The organism is Frondihabitans sp. GW821-FHT04F02 (assembly GCF_059420045.1).
This window is the reverse complement of sequence record NZ_JBWKSZ010000001.1, coordinates 264,079-284,611: the sequence shown is the minus strand read 5'-3', so window position 1 is coordinate 284,611 and position 20,533 is coordinate 264,079. Positions and strand designations below refer to the sequence as shown.

Genomic DNA, 20,533 nt, shown 5'->3' with positions numbered 1-20,533 from the left:
AGTTCCTGCGCCCGATGCAGACTCGGGGCATGATGAACTCCACGTACACGATGACAGGCGGCCCCACGGTCGCGCGGATGGGCTACGGCGCGATGCAGCTGGCAGGCCCACGGGTCTGGGGCCCGCCGGCCGACCGCGGCGAGGCGATCGCAGTGCTCCGGACGGCCGTCGAGCTGGGCGTCGACCACATCGACACCGCCGATTTCTACGGGCCGCACGTCGTGAACGAGATCCTGCGCGAAGCCCTCGCGCCCTTCTCGGGCGACCTGACGATCGTCACGAAGGTGGGCTCGGTGCGCGACGAGAACGGCGGCTGGCCGCACGCGCGCTCCCCCGAGCAGCTGCGCGACCAGGTGCACTCGAACCTGCGGACGCTCGGCGTCGATGCTCTCGACGTCGTCAACCTCCGCGTGGGCGGCGGGGCCGACGGGCACTCGACGGTGCCCGGCTCGATCGCCGAGCCGTTCGGCGCGCTGGCCGAGATGCGGGCCGAGGGGCTGATCCGGCATCTCGGCGTCAGCGTCGTCGACGCCGAGCAGGTCGCAGAGGCGCGAGCCATCGCCCCCATCGTGACAGTGCAGAACTGGTACAACGTCGCCCACCGCGGCGACGAGGAGCTGATCGCGTCGCTGGCCGAGCAGGGGATCTCGTACGTGCCGTTCTGGCCACTGGGCGGCTTCAGCCCGCTGCAGTCGGGGGTACTCGACGCGGTGGCGGCTCGACTCGGTCAGACTCCCAACGCGGTGGCGCTCACCTGGCTGCTGCAGCGGTCGCCGAACGTCCTCCTGATTCCCGGGACTTCGAAAGAGGCGCACCTGCGCGAAAACGTCGCCGCGGCCGAGCTCGAGCTACCCGCCGACGCGGTGGCCGAGCTCGACGCGATCGGGTGAGCGGTGGCGGCGTCGAGCCGAGCTCGACGCGATGGGCTGTGCCGCCTCCGCTTGCGGGGACCGCGGCCCATCGCCAGCAGGCACAGTCGCCACGCGCGGTCGTTACACCCGCGCCGGCTCGGGCCAGGACTCAGACAGCGGCAGCGCCCCCGGATTGACCACCCGGACGATCTCGCTCAGCACCCGACGGGTCTGATTCTCGCCGACCCACAGGTGCTTGCCGCCCTCGACCTCGACCAGCTCGGTCTCGGGCACGACAGCGAATCGCTCGCGCGCCTCGGCGGGTCGGAGGAAGTCGTCGAACTCCGGCACGATCGCCACCAGGGGCCTGCCCGACCCGGCCCAGCGAGCCAGTTCGGCTTCGCTCGTGCGCGACAGGGGCGGCGACAGAAGGATCGCGCCCGCGATGTCGTGCTCGAGGCCGTGCTTCAGCGCGACCTCGGTGCCGAACGACCAGCCGACCAGCCACGGCGCCGGCAGCCCCTGGGCCGCAACGAACTCGATGGCGGCCGCGAGGTCGAAGCGCTCGGTGACGCCGTCGCCGAACTCCCCCTCGGACGTCCCGCGGGGCGACGAGGCGCTCCGGAAGTTGAACCGCAGCACGGACAGGTCGGCCTGTGCCGGAAGCCGCGCCGCCGCCTTGCGGATCACGTGCGAGTCCATGAAGCCGCCTGCGGTCGGCAGCGGGTGCAGCGTCAGCAGGGTCGCAGCCGGGGGCCGGGACGCAGGAACTGCCCACTCGCCGACCAGTGTCAGCCCGTCGGCGGTGTGCAGCTCGATGTCGCTCCGCCGCGCCGGGAGCTCGACGCCCCCTCGCACCTGGAGGGGCTCGCGTGCGGCTTCATCGGCGTGCGCATCAGTCATGAGATCTTCCAGCAGTGGGTGTGCCAATGGCGGCGAGCCGCCAGGTCGGAGTCTTCGCCGAACAGGCCGTCGGCGCGCCATGCGACCACGTGCGGCGTTCCGGGCTCGACGGGGAGTGTGCAACCGGGGCAGACGTAGGGCTTCGTCGACGACGCACCCGAGATGGCCTGAACGACCCACTCGCGCCCTCGTCGGGTCTCTGTTCGCTGGCCGCCGTAGAGGATGCGACTGAGGTCGCCGCCGTCGTCGTGCGCGGGCACCTGGCCCGGACGGCCGCCGGGGGCGCGTCGAGGTCGGTTGCTGCGCGGCATGCCCTCCAGCCTAGCGAAAGGGCTGGCGGGGCGGTGGTCGAACCGGCGGGGCGCCGGAGTTCGTGCTCGTTTGCCCCTGGCTACCCTGACGGCGCAGAGAATGCATCGTCAACCGCGTCGCCGCCGATGCGTCGGCTGCGGCGGAGATGAGGCCTAGTACCAGTTGTTGGCGACCGAGTGGGCCCAGGCACCGCAGGGGTTACCGTAGCGGCCCTGGATGTAGTTGAGGCCCCAGGTGATCTGAGTGGACGCGCTGGTCTGCCAGTCGGCACCGACGGAGGCCATCTTGCTGCCGGGCAGTGCCTGCGGGATGCCGTAGGCGCCCGACGGGTTGGCTGCGTAGACGTTCCAGCCCGACTCTTTGTTCCAGAGCGAGACGAGGCAGTTGTACTGCGAGGTGTCCCAGCCCCGAGCGGCGACGAGCTGCGCGCCGATGGCCTGGGCGCTGCCCGGGGTAGCGGCTGCGGCGGCCGGTGCCGCCGTGACCGTCGTGGTGGTCGTCGTCGGGGCAGCATCGGCAGCCGTCGTGTCGGTCGTGGCCGTGTCGGTCGCCGTGGACTCGGCGGTGGCCGTGGTCTTGGCCTTCTCGACGACCACAGGGGCCGTGTAGTTGACGGTGTAGGCATCGCGGCTCGTCGAGATGGACGCCCCGTCGGCCACGGTATAACTCTGGCCGCCCACGGTGTATCCCGTCGAGATGGCCGTGTCGGTGCTGGGCGTCGTCGTCGACGCATAGGCACCGGAGAGCGGGTTCACGAGCGAGGCGGAGACGAAGGCGAACGTGGCCGCGAACCCGACGAGCGGAAGGACGACGCGCTTCTTGGGAGCGCGGAAACCCGACGAAGCGGCTGCCGGGGCGAGGACCAGAGCGGTCTGACGGACTGCCGGTGCGCTGGCGCGCGGTCGTGAGACCACGGATCGCGAGGGACCGGATGCGTGTACTGCGGAGTGCCTACCCATAAGTCCGTCAACTATAACGGATGGATCACGAGCCGTACAGCCTTCCATGCCGGCGCGTCATCATCCGTGAGATGTATCCCGGAGGATGTGCGGAGTGAATCGTCAGCGAACGGCCAGCATGACGTCGACCACGGAATCGAGCACGAGGTCGACCTGGGCCTCGCGGTAGCCGCCGCGCTTCGAGCGAAACACGCTCGTGCGGACCTCTTCGATGCTTAGCGCCCGCCCCTCGGAGAAGTAGCCGCGAAGACGCGTCGCGAGGCGGTCGACATCTTTCGGGTGGTAGCCGGACGACAGCACGCTGACTCGGTCGAATCGGTGACCCTCTGGTCGCTCCAGGCGCGCGACGACAGCCTCGGCCGTCGCCTTCGCCTCGGCGAACCAGGTCTCGTCGCCCGTCGAACGGAGGTACCGCTCGCGCTCGCGCATGGCGAAGGCGTCTTCGAGGCGCTCGAGGGCCGAGTCGACGTGGTCGGGCACGTAGCCGTGCTTGACCATCGAGAAGGCCGTGCGGCGAATGGACTCCGCCGACACCTCCGGGGACTCCGCGTCGCCCGAGTAGGCCGCACGGGCGTCCTTGAGGAAGTCTTCGACCTGCTCGATGTCGTAGCCGCGGGTCGAGCCGGTCACCTTGGGGAATGTCGCGCTCACGGTGACATTGTGCCGCACGATCCCGTGGAAGCGGTCGCGCGACCCGCACCAGCGGCAGGAACTCGCCACCGCGGCGTGCTTCTCCGCCGCCGCGCGGGGCTTCTCCGCCGCCGTGGGGGTGCCGCGGGCCTACGCGAAGATGAGGTAGAGGGCGTACGCGACGACCGCTGACGGCAGCGTCGAGTCGAGCCGGTCGAGGAAGCCGCCGTGCCCGGGGAGCCACGTCGAGATGTCCTTGATGCCGAGATCGCGCTTGATGAGCGACTCCGTCAGGTCGCCGACCGTGGCGGTCAGCGTCAGCACGGCGCCCATCAGCACGCCCAGCCACCAGGCCTCGTGGATCATGAACAGCGCGATCAGGACGCCCGCGATCATGGCGGCTGCCGCTGATCCTGCGAACCCCTCCCAGGTCTTCTTGGGGCTGATGCGCGGCGCCATCTTGTGCTTGCCGAAGTTGAGGCCGGCAGCGTAGGCGCCGGTGTCGACCGAGATCACGATGATCAGCGTGCCGAGCGCCCACCACTGACCGCCGTCCTGGGCCGTGAGGAGCACCAGGAACGAGCCGAGGAAGGTCGTGTAGATCTGCACGAACGCGCCCGTGCCGAGGTCTCGGACCAGGTCGGCACCCGTGGCCTTCCGCGAGGGCACGGCGATCTCGGCCACGCGCCACAGCGAGATGAAGAGGATTCCGCCCAGCAGCACGAGCCACTGGCCCTCGGCGCGCCAGTAGTAGGCGGCTGGGACCACGGCCAGCGCCGTCAGGACGCTGGGAACGCGAGGCACGTTGCGCCCGGCGACTCGCACCGCGTTGGTCAGCTCGATCACCATGAAGAGGATCAGCACGGCCGCGACGACCATGAACAGGGCCTTGACGAGGATCAGGCTGACCAGCACGGAGCCCCCGAGGCCGACGCCGATGCCGATCGCCGCCGGCAGGTTGCGGCCGGTGCGCTCGGTCAGCTTCGCGTTGCTGGCCTCGAGGCGTGCACGCTGGGCGCGGAGCTGGTCTTCGATCTCGTGGCGCGCCGAGTGGGCCCGCGCGTCGACGTCGGGTCTGGTCGGAGTGGTGCCGCGCTCCGGATCGTCAGGAACGGTTCCCATCAGACCTCGAGGAGCTCCGCCTCTTTTTTCTTCAGCGCGTCGTCGATCTGGTCGACGAAGCCCTTCGTGATCGACTCGAGCTCCTTCTCGGCGCGCGAGATCTCGTCTTCGCCGACCTCGGGCTGCGAGTCGAGGTCGTCTTTCGCCTTGCGGCGGATGTTGCGGATTGCGACCTTGGCGTCTTCGCCTTTGGTCTTGACGATCTTGACGAACTCCTTGCGGCGGTCCTGCGTCAGCTCGGGGATCGTCACGCGCACGATCGTGCCGTCGTTCGTCGGGCTGGCACCGAGGTTGGGGAAGGTCGCGATGGCCTTCTCGATCTCTTTGAGCGCCGTCTTGTCGTAGGGCGTCACGATCAGCGTGCGCGCCTCGGGCGCCTGAAGCGACGCCAGCTGCGCGAGCGGGGTCGGGGTGCCGTAGTAGTCGACCGGGATCTTCTGGAACAGCGCCGGGTTGATACGGCCCGTGCGCACCGTGTTGAAGTCGTCTTTCGCGACCTCGACGGCCTTGCCCATCTTGTCTTTGGTCTCGGTCAGTACATCTGCGATCGCCACATTGCTCCTTAGTTCGTCGTCAGCTTACTCGGGGGGCCGATGCTCGACCTGCGCCCCGCCGCCGGTCGGGGAGTTCGCGCCCCGTCGCCACTCAGTTGCTGACGAGGGTGCCGATGGCCTCACCGCGGATGGCGCGGGCCACGTTGTTGTCGCCCTCCATGCCGAACACGCGCATGGGCATGCCGTTGTCCATGCAGAGGCTGAAGGCGGTCGAGTCGACGACCTTGAGGCCCTTCACGAGGGCGTCCTGGTAGGTGAGGGTGTCGTACTTCGTGGCCGTCGGATCGGTGCGCGGGTCGGCCGAGTAGACGCCGTCGACGCCGTTCTTCGCGACGAGCACCTCGGTGGCGCCGATCTCGAGCGCCCGCTGCGCCGAGACGGTGTCGGTCGAGAAGTAGGGCAGGCCCGCGCCGGCGCCGAAGATGACGATGCGGCCCTTCTCGAGGTGGCGGCCGGCGCGGCGCGGAATGTACGGCTCGGCGACCTGGGTCATCGCGATGGCCGACTGCACGCGGGTGGAGGCGCCGGTCTGCTCGAGGAAGTCCTGCAGGGCGAGGGCGTTCATGACGGTGCCCAGCATGCCCATGTAGTCGGCGCGGCCTCGGTCCATGCCGCGCTGGCTGAGCTCCGCGCCGCGGAAGAAGTTGCCGCCGCCGACCACGATCGCGACCTCGACGTCGGCCGAGGCCTCGGCGATCTCGCTGGCCAGCGCGCTGACGACGTCGGGGTTGACACCCAGGGATCCGCCCCCGAACGCTTCGCCCGACAGCTTCAGGAGAACTCGGCGGCGGGCGGTCTTCGGTGTCTTCATCGTGTTCTCCCTCGGTGATGGCTCATGTCAGCGTAGCCAGAAATCAGAGTGCGGGCGGGCGCAGGAACGAAGCGCCCGTCGCCGTGCGGCGAATCGTCTGCGCGCGCGCAGATGGGGCCCGAGACGATCGCTCGTCTCGGGCCCCATCGGGTGGTTCTACGCGCCGACCTTGATCCGGGCGAAGCCCTGGACGGTCATGCCGGCCTCGGCGAGGACCTTCTCGACGGACAGCTTGCTGTCCTTCGCGTAGGCCTGGTCGAGCAGGGCGATTTCTTTGAAGAAGCCCGTGAGGCGTCCCTCGATGATCTTGGGCAGAGCCGCTTCGGGCTTGCCCTCGTTCTTCGCGGTCTCCTCGACGATGGCGCGCTCGCGGGCGACCTCCTCGGCCGGGACCTCGTCGCGGCTCAGGTACTTCGGGTCAGCGAACGCGATGTGCTGAGCGATCGAGCGAGCCGTCTCGGCGTCGCCGCCGGTGTAGCCCACGACCACGCCGACCTGCGGGGGCAGGTCTTTCGAGGTCTTGTGCAGGTAGACGGCGAACTCGGAGCCCGGGACCGTTGCCACCGTGCGGAGCTCGACCTTCTCCCCGAGAAGAGCGGCCTCCTGGTCGACGAAGGCGGCGACCGTCTGGTCGCCCGAGACGATCGCGGCATTGCCGGTCTCGGCGTCGTCGGCGCCCGAGGCGGCGACGGTGTCGAGGATGGTCTCGGCCAGCGCGACGAACTTGTCGTTCTTCGCGACGAAGTCGGTCTCGCTGGCGAGTTCGATGATCGTCGCGGTGTCCGCGCCGACCTTCGCGGTGACGAGGCCGGCGGTGGTCGTGCGACCCTCGCGCTTGGCGACGCCCTTCAGACCCTTGACGCGCAGGATCTCGATCGCCTTCTCGAGGTCGCCCTCGGCTTCGACGAGCGCGTTCTTGGAGTCGAGCATGCCCGCGCCGAGACGGTCGCGGAGGACCTTGACGTCGGCGAGTGAGTAGTTGGCCATTGATGTGCCCTTTCGTGAATCAGGCGTGCTGAAAAGGTGGAGAGGTTACTTCTTGGCGGCGGCGGCGTCGACAGCGGCAGCGTCGGCGTCAACGGCGTTGGCAACCTCGGGGTCGGCCTCGGCGACCGGGTTGGCGACGGGCTCGCCCAGTGCCTTGTCGGCGACCTGAGCGTCGGCGTCGTTCTCCTCGGTCGGCTCGGGAGCGGCCTCGGCGGCGGGCGCCTCGGCAGCGGCGGGCTCGGCCGAAGGGGTCTCAGCAGCAGGGGTCTCGGCAGCAGCGGTCTCAGCAGCAGCGGGAGCCTCGGTCGACTGAGCGAGGAGCTCGGCCTCCCACTCGGCCAGCGGCTCGACGGGCGCAGCGCCCTCTTCAGGCTTCTGGTGGCGCTGGATGAGGCCCTCCGCGGCGGCGTCGGCGACGATGCGCGTCAGCAGGCCGACGGAGCGGATCGCGTCGTCGTTGCCCGGAATCGGGAACTGGATCTCGTCGGGGTCGCAGTTCGTGTCGAGGATGCCGATGACCGGGATGCCCAGCTTCTTAGCCTCGTCGATCGCGAGGTGCTCCTTCTTAGTGTCGACAACCCAGAGAGCCGAAGGGGTCTTCGTGAGGTTGCGGATACCGCCGAGCGTCTTGTGCAGCTTGTCGAGCTCGCGCTTCTTGATCAGGAGCTCTTTCTTGGTGAAGCCCTGAGTCGTGTCGTCGAAGTCGATCTCTTCCAGCTCCTTCATGCGAGCGAGTCGCTTGGAGACGGTCTGGAAGTTGGTGAGGAGGCCGCCGAGCCAGCGCTGGTTGACGAACGGCTGGCCGACGCGGATGGCCTGCTCGGAGATCGAGCCCTGAGCCTGCTTCTTGGTGCCGACGAAGAGGATGGTGCCGCCGTGGGCGACGGTCTCCTTGACGAAGTCGTAGGCCTGGTCGATGTAGCCGAGCGACTGCTGCAGGTCGATGATGTGGATGCCGGAGCGCTCGGCGAGGATGAAGCGCTTGACCTTCGGATTCCAGCGACGGGTCTGGTGTCCGAAGTGGACGCCGCTGTCGAGCAGCTGGCGAATGGTGACGACGGCCATGGCCGTTCTCCTGTTCTACGCACGCGAACGCGCACGTCTTCTCAGTTGGATGGACGACCGGTCGGTCGCCTCTGCCTGATGCCCGGGCTCGTACCCGCCTTGCGTGGCAAGGACCGAATGGGTGGAGTCACCGCGGTCGAGGACCGCTAGGGCATGCGAAGTCACCCCGCGAACGGAGTGCGTGCCAACAATAGCACTCGCTAGGCGGAAGCACCCACCGCTTCGGAGCCCATCTCCTCGAGCGAGCGGCCCTTCGTCTCCTTGATCTTGAAGAACACGAAGAGGATCGACAGGAAGGCGAAGAAGGCGAAGATCCCGTACGAGAGCGTGAGGCTCAGTGCGGCCAGCGCCGGGAACGCGACGGTCACGACGAAGTTCGCGATCCAGTTGAAGCTGGAGCCGATGCCGAGGGCGGCCGCGCGGATGTTCGACGGGAACATCTCGCCGAGCAGGACCCACATGAGCGGGCCCCAGGTGGCGCCGAACGAGATGACGAAGAGGTTCGCCGCGACGAGGGCGATAGGGCCCCAGGCGCCGGGCAGCTGCGGGTTGCCGTCGACGACGTTGGACTGGCTGAACGAGATGGCCATGAACGCCAGGCTCACCGTCATGCCGATCGATCCGACCAGGAGCATGGGGCGGCGGCCGACCTTGTCGACGAGCGCGATCGCGATGAAGGTGACGGCCACGTTGACCACGGCGGTGATCGTCGAGATGAGGAACGACTGGTCTTCCTTGAAGCCCACGGCCTGCCAGAGCGTGGTCGAGTAGTAGAAGATCACGTTGATGCCGACGAACTGCTGCAGGATCGCCAGGATGATGCCGACCCAGACGATGCCCTGCAGGCCGAAGACCGGTCCGCGCACGCTCGACTTCTTGGTGAGCTGGGCCTCCTTCTTGATGGCGTCCTCGATGTCGTGGAGGTTCGTCTCGATCGTCTCGGTCGGGACGATCTGCTTCAGCACGTCGCGCGCCTCGTCGCGACGGCCCTCGCCCGCGAGGTAGCGCGGCGACTCGGGCAGGCGGAGTGCGAGAATGCCGTAGACCACCGACGGGACGACGCCGACGAGGAACATCCAGCGCCAGGCGGGGAACGGGCCGATCATGGCGTCGGCTGAGCCGGCGGTGACGGCGAAGAGCTGGTCGGAGAGCAGAGCGGCGAAGATGCCGAGCGTGATGGCGAGCTGCTGGAACGAGCCCAGGCGGCCGCGGATGCTCTTGGGCGAGACCTCCGAGATGTATGCCGGCGCGATGACCGACGCGATGCCGATACCGAGACCGCCGACCAGGCGCCAGATGATGAAGTCCCACGTGGCGAAGGCGAGACCGGCGAAGATCGAGCTGATCAGGAAGAGGCCCGAGGCGATGAGCATGACGCGGATGCGGCCCCAGCGGTCGGCGAAGCGGCCGCCCAGGTAGGCGCCGACCGCGCAGCCGATCAGCGCTGACGCGACCGTGATGCCCGAGGCGGCCTCGGGGATGTCGAACTCCTTGGTGATGGAGTTGACCGCGCCGTTGATGACCGACGAGTCGAATCCGAACAGGAACCCGCCGATGGCCGCTACGACCGCGAGAGCGGTGACCCTCCGGTCGAGCCGTCTGGCTTCGTCGGTCTTCGGTTCTGTCGTCTTGTCTGACACTGTTCTTCTACTTTCCATCGGCGACGACATGCTTTGTCGTCGACCCTCTGTGAGGAAGGCAGCGACTCATGATCGCCGCCTCCCCAGGTGCGGCATGCACGAGTCGTTGTGCACAGATCGACCCTACGCCCGTTGCAGAGTGCATCGCCACGCGATCCTGGGCGTGTGAGATCGATCCTCGTCGTGCCGCGTGCTGCGGCGCTGCTCGTCGCCGCGATGCGGGCCGCAGCGCTGCCGGCGGGGGCATTGCTGGCCGGAGTGCTGCTCGTGGGGGCGCCGGGCGCCGCCGCGGCGCGCGAGGAGGCGGGGTCGCCGTGGTCGTGGCCCGTTCCTGCGCCCCATCCGGTCCTGACGGGGTTCGAGGCGCCGACCGAGGTCTGGTCGCCCGGGCACCGCGGCATCGACGTCGGGGCCGCGATCGGCGCCGTCGTGCTCGCACCCGAGTCGGGCGTCGTGCACTACGCCGGGGTGGTCGTCGACCGTCCGGTGCTGTCGATCGAGCATCCAGGCGGCGTGCTGTCGAGCTTCGAGCCGGTCGCCGCGACCGTGGCCCGCGGCGACTCCGTGCAACGAGGTCAGCCGGTGGGCGTGGTCGAGGCCGGGCACTGCGCCGACGCGATCCCGTGCGTGCACGTGGGCGCACGGGTCGACGGGGCGTACGTGTCGCCGCTGGTGTTCCTCGGCGGGGTGCCGCGCGCCGTGCTGCTGCCGACGCGGCCGCTGGCCGGCGCGGAGACGGGTCCTTCGACAAGGACGCGTGGGCGACCCGCAAGGAGATCCGCCGCGACGCGCAAGCCCAAGAAGGATCTCGGGCTCGAGCTGCGAGCGCCACGAGGACGCCCGGGCTGACTGTCCTTGCGAAGCTCGGGCATGCGGTCAGGCGCGCGGGTGAGCCGTCCGGTAGCTCTCGCGCAGCCGCTCCGTGGAGACGTGCGTGTAGATCTGCGTGGTGCCCAGGCTGGCGTGGCCGAGGAGTTCCTGCACCGCCCTCAGGTCGGCTCCCCCGTCGAGCAGGTGGGTCGCGGCGGTGTGCCGGAGCGCGTGCGGACCCGCGGGGCCCGACCCCGGCAGCGGCTCGAGCAGCCGGGCCACCAGCGAGTAGACGGCGCGCGTGCCGAGCCGTCGGCCCGACCTCCCAACGAAGAAGGGCGCAGGAACTCCGCCGCCGCCGTCCACCAGCTTCGGGCGGGCGCGGTCGACGTACTCCCCCAGCGCCGCCGCTGCCGGCACTCCGAACGGGACCACCCGCTGCTTCGACCCCTTGCCGACGACCCGCACCGTGAGCCGCTCGAGGTCGATGTCGCCGAGGTCGGTGCCGACCAGCTCGGCGACGCGCAGCCCTGCGCCGTACAGCAGCTCGATGACGGCGAGGTCGCGCACAGCGCCCGGGTCTCCGGTGTCGGCGAGAGTCGCCAGCGAGGTCAGGATGCCGTCCATCTGCTCGCGGGTGAGGACGCGCGGCAGGTGGCTCTCGGCCTTGGGAGCGCGAAGCCGCACTCCGACATCGGTCGGGGTCGCACCCGACTCGTGCAGCCGCCGCGTGAACGCGCGCGCCGACGCCGACCGGCGGGAGATCGTCGCCCGCGCCAGCCCCTGCTGCGTCGACTGCCACAGCCAGTCGCGGAGCGTGTCGAGGTCGAGCCCGGACGTCTCGGGCTCGCCGTCGACGCGGCCGCGGACGAAGGCCAGGAGCGACTCGAGGTCGGAGCCGTACGCGCGGACGGTGTGCTCGCTCAGCCCGCGGCCGTGGCGAAGCCAGGCGAGGAAGGCGTCGATGTCGCGGACGAGGGTGGCGGGCACGGTCAAGGGTAGGCACGGCGGCGGCCGGGCGCGGCGGGGCGCGCCACGACCGCGGGCGCACCGGGGCGGTCCCCGCCGCGCGCCGCGGCGCCGAGCCCGACGCGCTGCGGCCCCGGCGCGCCGTCGACTCACACGGCGGCGACCCACCCCCGATCGCGCTCGCGGGCGCGGCCCGTCAGCTCGAGGACCGCCAGGGTGGCGCGGGCCTCGCTCTCGCCGAGACCCGCCGACAGGGCCACTTCGGCCTCGGTGCGCGGCCGTCGCGGACTCAGCGCGTCGAGCACCCGCACCTCGACGGGGTGCGGTCGCCCCTCGCCGGTGCCCAGGTGGTCGGCCCCGCCGGTGTCGAGGGCCGGGCGCAGGAGCCCGACGACGTCGTGCACTCCCCCGATCAGCCGGACCTCGGGCTCGCCCAGCAGACGGTGGCACCCCGCCGACGACGGCGACGTGATGGGCCCCGGTACCGCGCCGAGCGGACGCCCCAGCCCGCGAGCGTGGGTCGCCGTGTTCAACGCGCCCGACCGCTCGCCGGCCTCGACGACGACCGTGGCGCCCGTTCCTGCCGCCAGAAGCCTGTTTCGCTGCAGGAACCGCCAGCGCGACGGACTCGTGCCGCACGGCACCTCCGCCACCACGGCTCCGCGGTCGACGACACGGGCCAGCAGCTCGGAGTGCCCGGCCGGGTAGAAGCGGTCGACCCCGCCGGCCATCACCGCGACGGTCGACCCCTCGGCGGCGAGGGCAGCGCGATGCGCGCTCCCGTCGATCCCGTAGGCGCCGCCCGAGTGGACGGCGATGCCGCGCGAGGCCAGCCCGTCGCCCAGCTCCAGCGCAACCTGCTCGCCGTAGCCCGACGAGGCCCGCGAGCCGACGATGGCCACCCCGGGCTCCGCGGTCAGCCGCGCCGGGTCACCCCGCACCCAGAGCGCCGCCGGCGCGTGCGGGCCGAGATCGGCGTACCCGGCGGGCCACGACTCGTCGCCCGGCACGAGCAGCTGCGCCCCGACCGAGCGCGCCGCACGGATCGCGGCCCGGACGCGCGCCTCGGTCAGGCGCCCGACCCAGCGTCGCAGCGCCGCGTCGACGTCGACGTTCGCGGCCTCGGCCACGTGAGCGTCACGCAGCCGGGACCGGATCTGATCGGCCGAGAGCGTCAGGAGCCCCAGCGCTCTTTCGGCGCCGAACACCGTGCGGAACAGCCCCGCGACGCCGTCGCCCGGTTCGGCCAGGCACGACCAGATCGCTCCGGATATCGCCGCGGTCGGCTCGACCGCGCAGCCGTCGACGCGACCGAGCACCCGGGCAGCGGCTTGCGCGTCGCCCGGCGACAGGATGCCGCCGATCGTGCCTGCACTGAGCGTGCCGGCACCGAGGGTGTCCCGCGCCGAACCTGCAGTGCCCTCTGCTGCGCTCACAGCGCCCTCCGCCGCATTCACAATGCCCTCCGGAGGGCCAGGGCGGCTCCCACGTGCTCGCGGGTCGGCCGCTCGGCGGCATCGAGGTCGGCGACCGTCCATGCGAGCCGAAGCACGCGGTCGTAGCCGCGCATCGTCAGCGCCCCGCCCTCGAGCGCCCGGTCGAGCACCTCGGTGTCGGCGGTCGCGAGGCGCAGGTCGCGCGACCGGAGCCGGCTGCCCGGCACCTCGGAGTTGAGCCGCCACGGCGTGCCCTCCCACCGGCGTCTCTGCCGATCGCGGGCGGCGACCACCCGTGATCGCGCCTCGGCGGTCGTGATCTGCCCGCCGAGCGGCTCGGTCGCCTGCCGGAACTGCGCCGAGTCGATCCGCGACACCCGCAGCTGGATGTCGATCCGGTCGATGAGCGGCCCCGACAGCTTGCCGAGGTAGCGCCGTCGCTGAAACGGCGAGCAGGAGCAGGCGACGTCGCGCGACCCGTACTCGCCGCACGGGCACGGGTTGGCGGCGAGCACCAGCTGGCACCGGGCCGGCCACGTGGCCGAGCCGTGGGTCCGTTGGATCACGATCGACCCGCTCTCGAGGGGCTGGCGCAGCCCGTCGAGCACGGCGGCCGCGAACTCCGGCGCCTCGTCGAGGAAGAGCACCCCGCCGGAAGCACGCGTCACGGCGCCGGGCCGCATGATGGCGTGCCCGCCGCCGACGAGGGCCGCGGCCGAGCACGAGTGGTGCGGGCTCTCGAACGGCGGGCGTCGCGACAGGAGCGCCTGCACCGGGAGACCGCTCAGCGATCGCACCGACGAGACCTCGAGGGCCTGATCGATGTCGAGGTCGGGCAGGAGTCCCGGCAGCCGTGCCGCGAGCATCGTCTTGCCCGCGCCCGGCGGCCCGACCATGAGCATGTGGTGGCCGCCCGATGCCGCCACGATCATGCCCTCGACGGCCGCCCGGTTGCCGATCACGTCGGCCAGGTCGAGGTCGGCCTCGTCGACGGCCTCGGTCGCGGGCCGGGTCAGCGCCTCGACGGCTTCAGGCTCGAAGTCGCCGCCGTGCCAGATCGCGGCGTCGCGGAGGCTCGCGACCCCGACCACGCGGACGTCGGGCACCAGTGACGCCTCGTCGACGTTCGCGGACGGCACCATGACGGTCGTCGCCCCGGCCCGGGCGGCGCCGAGCACGCTCGGCAGGATGCCGTCGACCGGCCGAAGCCGTCCGTCGAGGCCGAGCTCGCCGATGTGGACCACCGACCGGATCGACGCGGCGCCCACGAGGTCGCCGGCCGCGAGGGCTGCCACGGCGATCGACAGGTCGAACGACGATCCGTGCTTGCGGAGCGACGCGGGCGACATGTTCACGGTCAGCTTGCGCGACGGCAGCGGGCATCCCGAGTTGGCAGCGGCCGCCCGGACCCGGTCGCGGGCCTCGCCGAGCGATGCGTCCGGCAGCCCGATCAGCAGGAACCCCGGCAGGCCGTCGCTGATGTCGGCCTCGACCTCGACGATCGCACCGTGGAGCCCCTGGAGGGCGATGGCCTGGGTGCGTGCCACGCTCATGCGACGTTCTCGAGGTGCTCGACGGTGGGCGGGGCAGTTCCTGCGGCGACCGTCACTGCCACCGCGTCCACGCGCAGACGCGAGCCCTCGCGCGGGTTCTCGCGCGCCCAGGCCCCCGCGAGGCGTCGCAGCCGCGCCAGCTTCGTCGGCGTCACCGACTCGAACGGATGCCCAGCCGCATGGCTCGACCGCGTCTTCACCTCGACGACGACCACCCAGTCGTCGTCGGCGACGACGATGTCGATCTCGCCCTCGGGGCACCGCCAGTTGCGCGCCAGCACCCGGTAGCCGCACTCGCGCAGGTACTCGGCGGCGATCTCCTCGCCGGCAGCGCCCAGTTCGAGCCTGCTGCCCCTGTCGGGACTGCTGCCCCTGTCGGGACTGCTGTGTGTTCTGTCTTCTGTCATCACGACCTCCTCGTACGAGGATCGTGAATCGCAGGAACTCCCCGCGGCCGCCGGTCACATCTGTGGACAGACCATCGGCCAGGGCCCGCCTGTGGAGAACACCCCGCAGGTGGTCGCCCTACTCGTCGAGCGCGAGCTCTTTCGGAAGCTCCAGGTCGCGCGTGGTCAGCTCTTCGACGTTGACGTCTTTGAAGGTGAGCACGCGCACCGATTTGACGAAGCGGTCGGACCGGTAGACGTCCCACACCCAGACGTCGGTCATCGTGAGCTCGAAGTAGAAGTCGTGCTCGGTGTCGCGGCGGACGAGGTCGACCTCGTTGGCCAGGTAGAAGCGTCGCTCGGTCTCGATCACGTAGCGGAACTGCGACACGACGTCGCGGTACTCGCGGTAGAGGGCAAGCTCGACCTCGCGGTCGTAGTCGTCGAAATCGTCGTCGTCCATCGAGCGGCTATCTTACGTCAATGCAGCCAGGAGAGGCGGTGCAGCGGCGAGGGGCCGTGCGCCTCGAGACCGGCGTAGTGGGCCGCCGAGCCGTAGCCCTTGTTCGCCGTCCACGAGTAGCCCGGGTGGACGTCGTCGTAGCCGATCATGAGCCGGTCGCGGTGCACCTTGGCGATCACCGACGCGGCGGCGACGGACGCGCAGTCGCGGTCGGCTTTGATGCGAGTGACGATGCGCGGCGGCGTCAGGAGCGCCGGCGTGAGGTAGTCGTGGCTCCCGTCCAGCACGACGACCGAGTCGAGGATCCCGACGCCGAGCCCGTGGAGCTGCGCCAGAGCCCGCCTGCCCGCCAGACCGAGGGCGGCGATGATGCCGACGGAGTCGACCTCGGCCGCCTCGGCCAGGCCGACCGCCGACGCCTCGCACCACTGGGCGGCGAGGGGCGCCATCGCCTCCCGGCGCTTCTCGCTGAGCATCTTGCTGTCGCGCAGGCCCTCGGGGTGCGGCCCGCAGGTGATGCGCACAGCGCTGATGCCGACGGCGACCGGACCGGCGATGGCCCCGCGACCCACCTCGTCGCAGCCGAGCACCCAGACGGCGCCGTCGTCGTGCAGCTCGCGCTCGAAGTCGAGCGTCGGATCGGCGACCGGGGTCACTTGGTGCTCGAGTCCGTTCCGCGGAACACGTCGGGGTAGTCGTCGAGCCAGGTCCAGCGGCTGAGGGGCCACGTGATGATGAAGGCGCGGCCGACGACGTCGGACTCCGGCACGAAGCCCTTGGACGGCGTGTTCGTCTGAAGGCGGCTGTCGGCCGAGTTGTAGCGGTTGTCGCCCTCGACCCAGAGCGAGCCGGCGGGGACGGTCACCGAGAAGTCCTTCTCGGACTCGCGGGAGATGCCGGCGGGGAGCTTCGTGTACGGCTCGTCGAGGGGCACGCCGTTGACGGTCATCTGACCGAAGTCGTTGCAGCAGGCCACCTTGTCGCCGGGCAGGCCGATGACGCGCTTGACGAGGTGGTCGTCGCTGTCCTGCGTGCCGAGGCCGACCTGGGTCAGGAACCACTGGAAGCCGTCGACCACGGGGTTGCCGGTCGTCGACGAGACCTGGTCGCTCGTCGAGAGCCACCCGCCCGGGTCTTTGAAGACGATGATGTCGCCGCGCTTCAGCGGGACGACGTTCGGGACGAGCTCGTTGACGATGATCCGGTCGTTGATCTGGAGCGTGTTCTCCATGGACGCCGACGGGATGTAGAACGAGCGGACCAGGAAGGTCTTGATCAGGAACGAGATCAGGAGGGCCGCGAGAAAGATGATGACGATGTCGCGAAGGAAGCGGCCCATGCCGCCCGGACGCCTGACGGTCTCGCCGCCCTCGCCGTCGGGAGCACGGCGTCGCCCGCGGACGGGCGACGATCCGTCGGCGGTCTGCATCTGCAGCCCCCGCCGCAGGCTGCGCATGAACGTGCTGTTATCTGTCATAAATCACCGAACTCCCCGCCCAAATGTACTGGACGGGGAGCTCGAAGTTCGGCAAAGCGCTGAACGACTAGTTGTCGCGCTTCTCCTTGATCTTGGCCTTCTTGCCGCGCAGCTCGCGCAGGTAGTACAGCTTCGCGCGGCGCACGGCGCCGCGGCTGACGAGCTCGATGTGGTCGATGACCGGGGAGTGCACGGGGAAGGTGCGCTCGACGCCGACCTGGAAGCTGACCTTGCGGACCGTGAAGGTCTCGCGGACGCTGTCGCCCTGGCGGCCGATGACGACGCCCTGGAACACCTGGACGCGCGAGCGCGTGCCCTCGATGATGTTCACGTGGACCTTGACGGTGTCGCCGGCACGGAAGTCGGGGACATCGCTGCGAAGCGACGCTGCATCCAGACTCTGGAGGATGTGGCTCATGATGGTTCGCTCTCTCGGGCCGCCACAGGTCGACCGCGGTTTCGGGTCCCGGCGCACGGTGATCGTGCGGGAACGCTTCGTGGAAGATCGTGCCTCGTGATGGCCGACTCCCCTGTGGCAGAGTCGTGCGCGGGCACAAACGCCTATTGTGCCACAGACCGCGGTCCCGGCGCCAGGTGACACCGTGGCCTCGAGGTCGCCGCCGCCCCAGGGACGCCGATGCCTCAGGAGTGCGGGCCGACCGTCACCGTGCGGTCGGGGTCGAGCGCTGCGGTGGTCGAGACGAACCCCTGACGGAGCGCGCGCACGGAGCGACGCACGCTGACGGCGATCAGGACGGCGAGGGCGACCACGGTGAGCATGATCGCCGCGGCCGCCAGCACGCTCGACAGCGTCGACGCCCCGGCGCCGGCGAAGACGGTGAACGCCGAAGCGGCGGTGCGCCCGGCCGCGGAGTCGACGAGGAAGAAACCGGCGGCGAGCTGACCGATCCAGGCCACGGCGAGCAGCCCGGAATCGCTCCAGGAGACCGAGCGGGTGCGGCGATTGGTGCCGCGAAGGGTGACCAGAGCCGTCGCGACGGCCTGGCCGACGAACAGGACGGGCACGAACAGGAGCTGGGCGAAGAACTGGAAGCCGAGGGGCGCCCCGAAGAAGCCGCGCCCGAACAGCACCCACAGCGGCAACGCGAAAGCCGCGATCCACGACACGCGATACACCACTCTGCGAAGCCTCATGCAGTGGAGCCTAGGCACCGACCGTGAAGAATGACTGCATGATCGATCTACGCACCCCGGGAGAAATCGAAGCGATGAGGCCCGCCGGGCGGTTCGTCGCGTCCGTTCTGGAGGCCACCCGGGCGGCAGCTGTCCCCGGAGTCAATCTCCTCGAGATCGACGCTCTCGCGCACCGCATGATCCGGGACGCCGGGGCGGAGAGCTGCTATGTCGACTATCACCCGTCGTTCGGCGCCAGCCCGTTCGGCAAGGTCATCTGCACCTCCGTCAACGACGCCGTGCTGCACGGGCTCCCCCACGACTACGCCCTGCAGACGGGCGACCTCCTCAGCCTCGACTTCGCCGCCAGAGTCGACGGCTGGGTCTCGGACAGCGCCGTGAGCCTCGTGGTGGGCGGCGACGGTTCACCCGAGGATGCCGCGCTCATCGCGACGGTCGAGGAGGCGCTGGTCCGAGGGGTCGCCGCCGCCCAGCCCGGCGGCCGGCTCGGCGACATCAGCGCCGCGATCGGCGAGGTCGCCCACGCCGCGGGATACTCGGTCAACCTGCAGTTCGGCGGCCACGGAGTCGGGACCGAGATGCACGGAGACCCGCACGTGCCCAACGACGGTCGCGCCGGCCGTGGCTTCCCGCTCCGCCCGGGCCTGGTGATCGCGATCGAGCCGTGGCTGATGCAGTCGACCGACGAGATCTACACCGACGCCGACGGCTGGACGCTCCGCAGCGTCGACGGCTCGCGCACGGCGCACGTCGAGCACACCGTGGCCATCACCGCCGACGGCCCCCTGGTGCTGACCGCCCGCTAGGAGGCGGCGCCGCCAGGCGACCGGCGAATCCGTCGCTCCGAGGTCACGCCTCGGCGTCGGGAAGCAGGTCGGGCCGCACCCGGCGCGTGCGCTCCACCTGCTGCTCGTGGCGCCACGTCGCGATAGCCCCGTGATTCCCGCTGAGCAGGATCGGCGGAACCTCGTGCCCCCGCCAGACGGCCGGCTTGGTGTAGCTCGGGTACTCGAGCAGGCCGCCCTCGTGGCTCTCCTCCGTGAGGCTCTCCGGGTTGCCGACGACACCCGGCACGAGGCGCCCGATGGCCTCGATCATTGCCATGGCCGCGACCTCGCCGCCGTTCAGAACGTAGTCGCCGAGGCTGACCTCGCGGACCGTCACACCCGGCCTGGTCGCCGCGTGGTCGATGACGCGCTGGTCGATGCCCTCATAGCGCCCGCACGTGAAGACGAGACGAGGCGCGAGCGCGAGCTCGCGGGCCTGCGCCTGCGTGAACGGCGTGCCCGCCGGCGACGGCACGACCACCACGGTGCCCTCGGGCGTTCCGTCGAGGATCGCGTCGAGCGCCTCGCCCCAGGGCTCCGGCTTCATCACCATCCCGGCGCCGCCGCCGTAGGGCGTGTCGTCGACGGTGCGATGCCGGTCGTGAGTGTGGTCGCGCAGATCGTGGACCTGCACGTCGAGGAGCCTCTGCTGCCGGGCCCTGCCGAGCAGCGAGACGTCGAGCACGCCGAAGAACTCGGGGAAGATCGAGACGATGTCGATGCGCACCGAATGCCTACTCGGACGTCTCGTCAGGCTTCGGGTCACGAGCCGCGGGCGCAGGAACTGCCGTCGCGGGCACCTCTGCATCGGCAGGCTCGTCGTCGTCGAGGCTCTCGAACAGGCCGAGCGGAGGCGTCACAGTGACCGTGCCCGCCGCGAGATCGACGCTCGGGACGATCGCGGAGACGAACGGCACGAGCACCTCGCCCGAAGGTGTGTCGACGGCCAGGAGGTCCTGGGCCGGGAGGTGGTCGACGCGGGCGATGGTGCCGACCTCGGATCCGTCGCGGACGACGGAGAGGCCGATCAGCTGGTGGTCGAACCACGCATCGGGCTCGTCGCTGACCTCGACGCCCTCGTGCTCGACCCAGAGGATCGCCTTCACGAGCGTCTCGGCCGCGGTGCGGTCGTCGACTCCGACGAAGAAGCCGACAGGGTGCGAGTTGTACCAGCGGAGTTCAACGAGCTCGAGGGTCTTACCGTGCCAGGGTGAGTCGTTCGGCACCTGCAGGGCGAAGACGGCCCCGGGGACGAATCGCTTCTTGGGAGCGTCGGTGTAGAGCTCGACCTTGAGAGCGCCTTTGAGGCCGTGGGCCTTGGTCAGACGGCCGACGCGGAGCCGCGTCTGGCCGTCGCCAGGAGTGGAGCTGTCGGACACCGAATCAGAAATCGGTGTCGACGACATCGACGCGGACACGCTTGCCGTCGGCGATCGCCGTGACAAGGGTGCGCAGCGCCTTGGCGGTGCGCCCGGAGCGTCCGATGACGCGTCCGAGGTCTTCAGGGTGGACCCGGACCTCGAGCACGTCGCCGCGCTGCGAGGTCTTCGAGACCACCTGCACCTCGTCCGGGTGATCGACGATCCCCCGGACGAGGTGTTCGAGTGCAGGTGCGAGCACTGA

Annotated in this window: 25 protein-coding genes; 3 read left to right on the top strand and 22 right to left on the bottom strand. The window is 70.3% G+C overall.

The features are described from left to right. Positions 1-29 precede the first annotated feature (29 nt). Positions 30-890: an oxidoreductase gene (locus AC07TY_RS01370; protein WP_494784115.1), complete on the top strand. Its 861-nt coding sequence runs from the start codon at positions 30-32 to the stop codon at positions 888-890. Between the two features lie 102 nt (positions 891-992). Here the strand turns inward: AC07TY_RS01370 and AC07TY_RS01365 are convergent, their stop codons facing one another. The 10 genes from AC07TY_RS01365 to AC07TY_RS01320 all read right to left on the bottom strand — a co-directional run bounded on the left by AC07TY_RS01365 (position 993) and on the right by AC07TY_RS01320 (position 9,852). Beyond that, positions 993-1,754 carry an alpha/beta hydrolase gene (locus AC07TY_RS01365; RefSeq protein ID WP_494784114.1) on the bottom strand — a complete coding sequence of 254 codons (762 nt, stop codon included), beginning with the start codon at positions 1,752-1,754 and terminating at the stop codon, positions 993-995. Further along, positions 1,751-2,065, bottom strand: a complete 315-nt coding sequence (locus AC07TY_RS01360; RefSeq protein WP_123504922.1) for an Rv1322 family protein — start codon at positions 2,063-2,065, stop codon at positions 1,751-1,753. Before AC07TY_RS01360 ends, AC07TY_RS01365 begins: the two co-directional genes overlap by 4 nt. A 153-nt stretch (positions 2,066-2,218) precedes the next feature. Next, positions 2,219-2,980, bottom strand: a complete 762-nt coding sequence (locus AC07TY_RS01355; protein ID WP_488626504.1) for an aggregation-promoting factor C-terminal-like domain-containing protein — start codon at positions 2,978-2,980, stop codon at positions 2,219-2,221. 147 nt (positions 2,981-3,127) lie between these two features. Continuing rightward, positions 3,128-3,676, bottom strand: a complete 549-nt coding sequence (locus AC07TY_RS01350; RefSeq protein WP_494784113.1) for a DivIVA domain-containing protein — start codon at positions 3,674-3,676, stop codon at positions 3,128-3,130. 129 nt (positions 3,677-3,805) lie between these two features. Beyond that, positions 3,806-4,777 carry a phosphatidate cytidylyltransferase gene (locus AC07TY_RS01345; RefSeq protein WP_123504923.1) on the bottom strand — a complete coding sequence of 324 codons (972 nt, stop codon included), beginning with the start codon at positions 4,775-4,777 and terminating at the stop codon, positions 3,806-3,808. Then, complete coding sequence (gene frr, locus AC07TY_RS01340) at positions 4,777-5,292, bottom strand: ribosome recycling factor (protein ID WP_233579878.1); 516 nt, start codon at positions 5,290-5,292, stop codon at positions 4,777-4,779. The genes AC07TY_RS01345 and frr overlap by 1 nt, the downstream gene beginning before the upstream one ends. Before the next feature lie 130 nt (positions 5,293-5,422). Beyond that, positions 5,423-6,142: a UMP kinase gene (pyrH, locus tag AC07TY_RS01335; protein WP_494784112.1), complete on the bottom strand. Its 720-nt coding sequence runs from the start codon at positions 6,140-6,142 to the stop codon at positions 5,423-5,425. A gap of 156 nt (positions 6,143-6,298) precedes the next feature. Continuing rightward, positions 6,299-7,129 (bottom strand): translation elongation factor Ts, encoded by an 831-nt coding sequence (gene tsf, locus AC07TY_RS01330; protein ID WP_494784111.1) that lies wholly within the window; start codon positions 7,127-7,129, stop codon positions 6,299-6,301. 45 nt (positions 7,130-7,174) lie between these two features. After that, complete coding sequence (gene rpsB, locus AC07TY_RS01325) at positions 7,175-8,194, bottom strand: 30S ribosomal protein S2 (RefSeq protein WP_123504927.1); 1,020 nt, start codon at positions 8,192-8,194, stop codon at positions 7,175-7,177. Positions 8,195-8,394: 200 nt separating this feature from the next. Beyond that, entirely contained in the window at positions 8,395-9,852 is a 1,458-nt protein-coding gene (locus tag AC07TY_RS01320) for a sugar porter family MFS transporter (RefSeq protein WP_123505186.1), read from the bottom strand. A gap of 147 nt (positions 9,853-9,999) precedes the next feature. Between AC07TY_RS01320 and AC07TY_RS01315 the strand changes: the two genes are divergently transcribed. Further along, a complete protein-coding gene (locus AC07TY_RS01315) occupies positions 10,000-10,683 on the top strand; it encodes a M23 family metallopeptidase (protein ID WP_494784110.1) in 684 nt (227 codons plus the stop codon). 27 nt (positions 10,684-10,710) lie between these two features. Here AC07TY_RS01315 and AC07TY_RS01310 read toward each other — a convergent pair whose 3' ends face one another. From AC07TY_RS01310 to AC07TY_RS01270, 9 genes are all read right to left on the bottom strand, one after another. Next, complete coding sequence (locus AC07TY_RS01310; protein ID WP_494784109.1) at positions 10,711-11,634, bottom strand: tyrosine recombinase XerC; 924 nt, start codon at positions 11,632-11,634, stop codon at positions 10,711-10,713. Between the two features lie 128 nt (positions 11,635-11,762). After that, positions 11,763-13,049 (bottom strand): DNA-processing protein DprA, encoded by a 1,287-nt coding sequence (dprA, locus tag AC07TY_RS01305; RefSeq protein WP_494784108.1) that lies wholly within the window; start codon positions 13,047-13,049, stop codon positions 11,763-11,765. Between the two features lie 17 nt (positions 13,050-13,066). Beyond that, entirely contained in the window at positions 13,067-14,602 is a 1,536-nt protein-coding gene (locus AC07TY_RS01300) for a YifB family Mg chelatase-like AAA ATPase (protein WP_494784107.1), read from the bottom strand. Further along, entirely contained in the window at positions 14,599-15,009 is a 411-nt protein-coding gene (locus AC07TY_RS01295; RefSeq protein ID WP_494784106.1) for a YraN family protein, read from the bottom strand. Before AC07TY_RS01295 ends, AC07TY_RS01300 begins: the two co-directional genes overlap by 4 nt. 118 nt (positions 15,010-15,127) lie before the next feature. Further along, positions 15,128-15,451 carry a DUF2469 family protein gene (locus AC07TY_RS01290; protein WP_123504931.1) on the bottom strand — a complete coding sequence of 108 codons (324 nt, stop codon included), beginning with the start codon at positions 15,449-15,451 and terminating at the stop codon, positions 15,128-15,130. 17 nt (positions 15,452-15,468) lie between these two features. Then, positions 15,469-16,107 (bottom strand): ribonuclease HII, encoded by a 639-nt coding sequence (gene rnhB / locus AC07TY_RS01285; protein ID WP_123504932.1) that lies wholly within the window; start codon positions 16,105-16,107, stop codon positions 15,469-15,471. Then, entirely contained in the window at positions 16,104-16,928 is an 825-nt protein-coding gene (lepB, locus tag AC07TY_RS01280; RefSeq protein ID WP_370454054.1) for a signal peptidase I, read from the bottom strand. The genes rnhB and lepB overlap by 4 nt, the downstream gene beginning before the upstream one ends. 67 nt (positions 16,929-16,995) lie before the next feature. Next, entirely contained in the window at positions 16,996-17,346 is a 351-nt protein-coding gene (gene rplS / locus AC07TY_RS01275; RefSeq protein WP_123504933.1) for a 50S ribosomal protein L19, read from the bottom strand. Positions 17,347-17,570: 224 nt separating this feature from the next. Further along, on the bottom strand, positions 17,571-18,083 hold the full coding sequence (locus tag AC07TY_RS01270) for a hypothetical protein (protein WP_494784105.1): 513 nt from the start codon (positions 18,081-18,083) through the stop codon (positions 17,571-17,573). A gap of 38 nt (positions 18,084-18,121) precedes the next feature. Here AC07TY_RS01270 and map point away from each other — a divergent pair, with 38 nt between their 5' ends. Beyond that, on the top strand, positions 18,122-18,889 hold the full coding sequence (gene map / locus AC07TY_RS01265; RefSeq protein ID WP_494784104.1) for a type I methionyl aminopeptidase: 768 nt from the start codon (positions 18,122-18,124) through the stop codon (positions 18,887-18,889). 43 nt (positions 18,890-18,932) lie between these two features. Here map and trmD read toward each other — a convergent pair whose 3' ends face one another. From trmD to AC07TY_RS01250, 3 genes are read right to left on the bottom strand one after another with little or no spacing between them, the layout of a single operon-like run. Next, on the bottom strand, positions 18,933-19,637 hold the full coding sequence (trmD, locus tag AC07TY_RS01260; RefSeq protein WP_494784103.1) for a tRNA (guanosine(37)-N1)-methyltransferase TrmD: 705 nt from the start codon (positions 19,635-19,637) through the stop codon (positions 18,933-18,935). 7 nt (positions 19,638-19,644) lie between these two features. Next, positions 19,645-20,316, bottom strand: a complete 672-nt coding sequence (rimM, locus tag AC07TY_RS01255; protein ID WP_123505190.1) for a ribosome maturation factor RimM — start codon at positions 20,314-20,316, stop codon at positions 19,645-19,647. Then, a complete protein-coding gene (locus AC07TY_RS01250; RefSeq protein WP_123504937.1) occupies positions 20,294-20,530 on the bottom strand; it encodes an RNA-binding protein in 237 nt (78 codons plus the stop codon). Before AC07TY_RS01250 ends, rimM begins: the two co-directional genes overlap by 23 nt. Positions 20,531-20,533 lie beyond the last annotated feature (3 nt).